Here is a 3,889-nt window from a genome sequence, read left to right as displayed (position 1 = left end):
ACAAACAGAATGCTATCGCTGCATAGTTGAACAGTGATGTTCAGCAATGTTCAGCGTAAATGTATCAGACCAGTCCGCCGGCCACCCTCTACAACCCGTGCAGATTTGTCTTTGGCGTAGAAAAGATTCCACCTAGCCTGCCAGCCTCACTTTGTGGATGCTGTAGGAAATTTTCTTCCCTATGCATCATCAGTTCAATCTTCCAAAGGATCCAACTTGGGATCCAGACTCTTGGCCGTTAGACGCAGAGCCTCCGCCTGATCCATCACCCGTGGAGCTTGCACTGCCGTTTCAAGGCCCTGGCGATAGCTCTCCCACAGGGGCATTTCTGGGTAGGTCTGCTGCAACTCGCTGATCTGATCCAGAAGGGCCTCCAGCCAGCCGGCCGTGCTCCAGGTGAGCAGAAACTGGAAGGGGTTCCACAGGTTGAGCTGCCGCCCCAATTCATTTAGGCTCTCGTTGCGAATGGGCGGATCGAAGATGTCCGCCACCGTCATTAACTGGCGCGCCAGCAGAGGTCTGAGGAGTTTCTCGGCAGCTTCCACCACAGCAGGGATGGCAGCCTGGATCTGGTTGGGTCTGGGAATGTTCCGCGCCTGGGGCAAGGCTTGCAGCACCAACTCCAGTCGCCGCTCTGCCTCTGCCGATTCCAAAGCCGATTCCAGGGTGGTGCCCACACTGAGAAACACTTCTCCCGTCAGCAGCCGCACTGCATCGATGACCAGGTGATACAAGGGGGGGATCACGAGCTTAATCCACTCACTCTGGAAAAACTCCCGCAGCCGCCGTGCCGCATAGTCCCCCACTTGGGTGGTCTGGATCCCCACTTGAGTGAGATTGAGATACCAGTCGGGAGGAGATCCCTTGGGATCCAGCCAACGGCGCAGCGTTTGCCATTCTTCTTCTGTGAGGGCAGTTCGTCCCTGTTTTAAGCCAGTTCGCCGCAGCTTGCCCTCGGCATTCAAGAGCTTGCGCAGCTCCGGTGTGCCCAGCAAGGACAAGGCACCTGCCGAACCCACACTGCCGATCTCGATGGCGATCAAGGCGGCCAACAAGGCGGCTGAGGCCTTTACTTGAATCTGGCCGCTTTTGTCCATCACCAAAGGCAGGCGGCTGTTGCCATAGGCACGGGCACTCATCGCCTCCAGAGCAGAGCGTTGGTCAGAGGTCAGCGTCCGAGCCCAAGAAGGGATCCCGTGGCTTTCCGCCTCTGGATAGGCCGCTTCCTGCAAGCCGTGATACAGCAAGCTGGCCACCCAGGCGCGATCCGCAGCCTGCCGCAAAGAGCCAATGACCACTTCCCATTGGCAGGGGTTAAGCAGGGGCAAGAGCGCTTGCAGCTCTCGGTGGATGGGCTCTGGGGATCCCGCCGTTCTCGACTGTTCCAGAGCGCTTTGCAGCCGATCCCGCGCCTCTCGGCACAGCCCGCCCCACTCCAGTTGCAGGCGAGCCAGGGTCTGTTGCACCGTCTCTTCGGAGCGACGGGGTAGATCCTGCCAGCCCGCTTCCAGCTGCCGCCACAGCTCCTCCCAGTTCAGGCCCTCAGCAGCGCCATTGACGGCATCTGAGGCAACCTTTGAGCTGGGCGAGGCGTTTTGGGGCTCGGAATGGAAAGGGGGATTCAGGGGTTCAGACATGGACAGAATCCGCTTCAAGGGGATCACGGGCATTATAGCTAGGGGTAAAACGCCAGCCGAGGCAAACCCAACGTTTCCGGCCATCCCATCATCAGGTTGAGACACTGCACCGCCTGCCCGGCTTGCCCTTTCATCAGGTTATCGATCACCGACAGGACAATAACGCGGTTGGTGCGGCTGTCCACCTCCACCCCGATCATGCAGGTGTTGGTGCCGGAGACCCATTTGGTTTGCGGGTAAACCCCCCGCGGCAGCACCTTCACCCAAGGAGATTGGCGATAGAAAGCATTGTAAATGGTGAGCAAATCTTCCCCCACAAAGCCGGGATCCCGCAGGGTGGCATACAACGTGACGTGGATCCCCCGCACCATCGGCACGAGGTGGGGCGTAAATTGTACAGTGATGGGGGTGTGGGTGAGGTCACTGCAGGCCTGCTCGATCTCGGGCGTATGCCGGTGCTGGGCCACTCCATAGGCTGCCAGAGAGCCGTCCACTTCGGCAAACAGGGATCCCACCTTGGGGGTACGACCTGCCCCCGAAACGCCGGATTTGGCATCGAAAATGAGGCTGTCCAGCTCCACCAACCCCTGCCGCAGCAGAGGAGCAACCGCCAACAATGAGGCAGTGGGATAACAGCCGGGACAGCCTACCAGTTGGGCTTGGGCAATCGCCTCGCGGTAAAGTTCCGGCAACCCATAGACCGCCTGCTCATTGGCCTGGCGATAGGCAGGGCTGGGCCAGTTGGGATCCGTCTGACCCATGCGGTACCAAGATTGGTAGGTGGCCAGGTTGCGAAAGCGGTAATCTGCCGACAAATCCAAGACTTTGCACCCTTTGGCCAGCAAGGGCGGGGCCAGCTCGGCAGCCAGCCCATTGGGGAGAGACAAAAACACCACATCGCTGTTGGCGGCAATGCGATCCACCTCTACCGGCTGAACGGTCAGATCCACCGCCTGGGCCAACTGGGGATAGAGATCCCCGTAGCGCTTGCCGGCACTGTCTTGCCCGGCCAGGTAGGTGATCTGCACGCCGGGATGCTCGCTCAGTAACCGCACCAACTGTACCCCTCCGTAGCCGGAAGCGCCGACGATGCCAATGCGGACAGGCTCTGTGGGGTGGGGTGGGCGGGGCGCCATGTTGGCCATGGGGGGCTGCCTGTGCAAGAGGGTTGCGTGATGGCTTGCCTTAAGTTCTACCGCATTTTTCTGCTGCATTTGACGCTGCATCTTGTCCATTCGCGTTTTCATTCGCGTTAGCGTTGCGTGGCCATCCAGGGGGATTTGTTATGCTGGGTTCACCTGAGCCGCTCGGGCCTTGGCAGCGGCTTCCGTAATATCTGTCTATGTTCTGTGTAGCTTTCTAATCTGCGGTCTATGCACTATGAGCGATTGATCAACATGGTCTTGCGGGCCTATGGCCAAAGCAGCCGCCATGGCCTGGATCAGGAAACTCTGACCCTCTACTCAGAAGGCCCCTACACCCTCTACAAGCTCACTTCCCATTTCGATCGCCGCTCCATTTTTGTGTTGGCCCAGAATCAGCGGGATATGTTTGTTTCTGGCGATGCGTTTAACAACAAGCTGATCCCAGGAGAATGGCAGGCGTGGCTGCACCAGAAAGCGTTGGGCATTGCCCCCGACACGGCCCAAGCGGGTTAGCTGCAGACCAGCTCTGCCGGGGAAGGATCCCCAAGCCCGCACCCGGCCTGTTGCTGAGAATGGCTGCTCACTTCCAACTGGCGGGATCCATCTATCCAAAATCTACCCGCCACTGGCCAAAACCCCAGGCTGAACCTGTCGGGGCACCACTGAGAGACGATCCAGATCGGCACAATAGGCCAGATCCTGATCGTTTTCCGGCCCCAGACCCAACAACCGTTGCCCGTGGCTAGAGCGCCGCAACAAACCCAGCAGATCGTCCTGCCAAGTTTGGTAGAGGGCCAAGGCTGCCACTGCCTCGTCGTTGCCCAACTGGTTCAAAGAGCAGCCCAGGCGATGCAAGATGGCTCCGGCACAGGCAGTATCTTCCAGCGAAAAGGCCCCTTCCCACCCGGATCCCACCAGCCACACCTCGGCAAAGGAGCCCCGTCTGAGAAAGTCCACCACGGCTCCCAAGTTCACCAGGGCTGCTGTAATCACCACTGGGATCCCTTCCAGGCGCTGTAGGCTGCGCGTGCCGTTGGTGGTGCTCAGGAAGATGCGCTTGTCCCGCACGCGGTCGGGAGTGTAGTCGAGGGGGGAGTTGCCCAGATC

At 59.5% G+C, this 3,889-nt stretch carries 4 protein-coding genes; 1 reads left to right on the top strand and 3 read right to left on the bottom strand.

Annotated elements, in window-relative coordinates; genetic code table 11:
• Positions 1–194 precede the first annotated feature (194 nt).
• Together NW839_RS07835 and argC are read right to left on the bottom strand one after the other, a co-directional pair.
• Positions 195–1,637: a hypothetical protein gene (locus tag NW839_RS07835; RefSeq protein WP_414350448.1), complete on the bottom strand. Its 1,443-nt coding sequence runs from the start codon at positions 1,635–1,637 to the stop codon at positions 195–197.
• A 38-nt stretch (positions 1,638–1,675) separates the two neighbouring features.
• Positions 1,676–2,782 (bottom strand): N-acetyl-gamma-glutamyl-phosphate reductase, encoded by a 1,107-nt coding sequence (gene argC, locus NW839_RS07830; RefSeq protein ID WP_414350446.1) that lies wholly within the window; start codon positions 2,780–2,782, stop codon positions 1,676–1,678.
• A 228-nt stretch (positions 2,783–3,010) separates the two neighbouring features.
• On the opposite strand from argC, the gene NW839_RS07825 reads away from it, so the two are divergent.
• Complete coding sequence (locus NW839_RS07825) at positions 3,011–3,295, top strand: hypothetical protein (RefSeq protein ID WP_011431955.1); 285 nt, start codon at positions 3,011–3,013, stop codon at positions 3,293–3,295.
• A gap of 102 nt (positions 3,296–3,397) precedes the next feature.
• On the opposite strand, the gene NW839_RS07820 is transcribed toward NW839_RS07825, so the two are convergent.
• Positions 3,398–3,889, bottom strand: a 492-nt coding sequence (locus tag NW839_RS07820) for a 2-phosphosulfolactate phosphatase (RefSeq protein ID WP_414350444.1), incomplete at its 5' end; no start/stop codon positions are given.

This window comes from Synechococcus sp. R5-15 (assembly GCF_047462035.1).
Lineage (GTDB): Bacteria > Cyanobacteriota > Cyanobacteriia > Thermostichales > Thermostichaceae > Thermostichus.
Note: the sequence above shows the minus strand (reverse complement) of the source record. Positions and strands in the feature narration are given on the sequence as shown.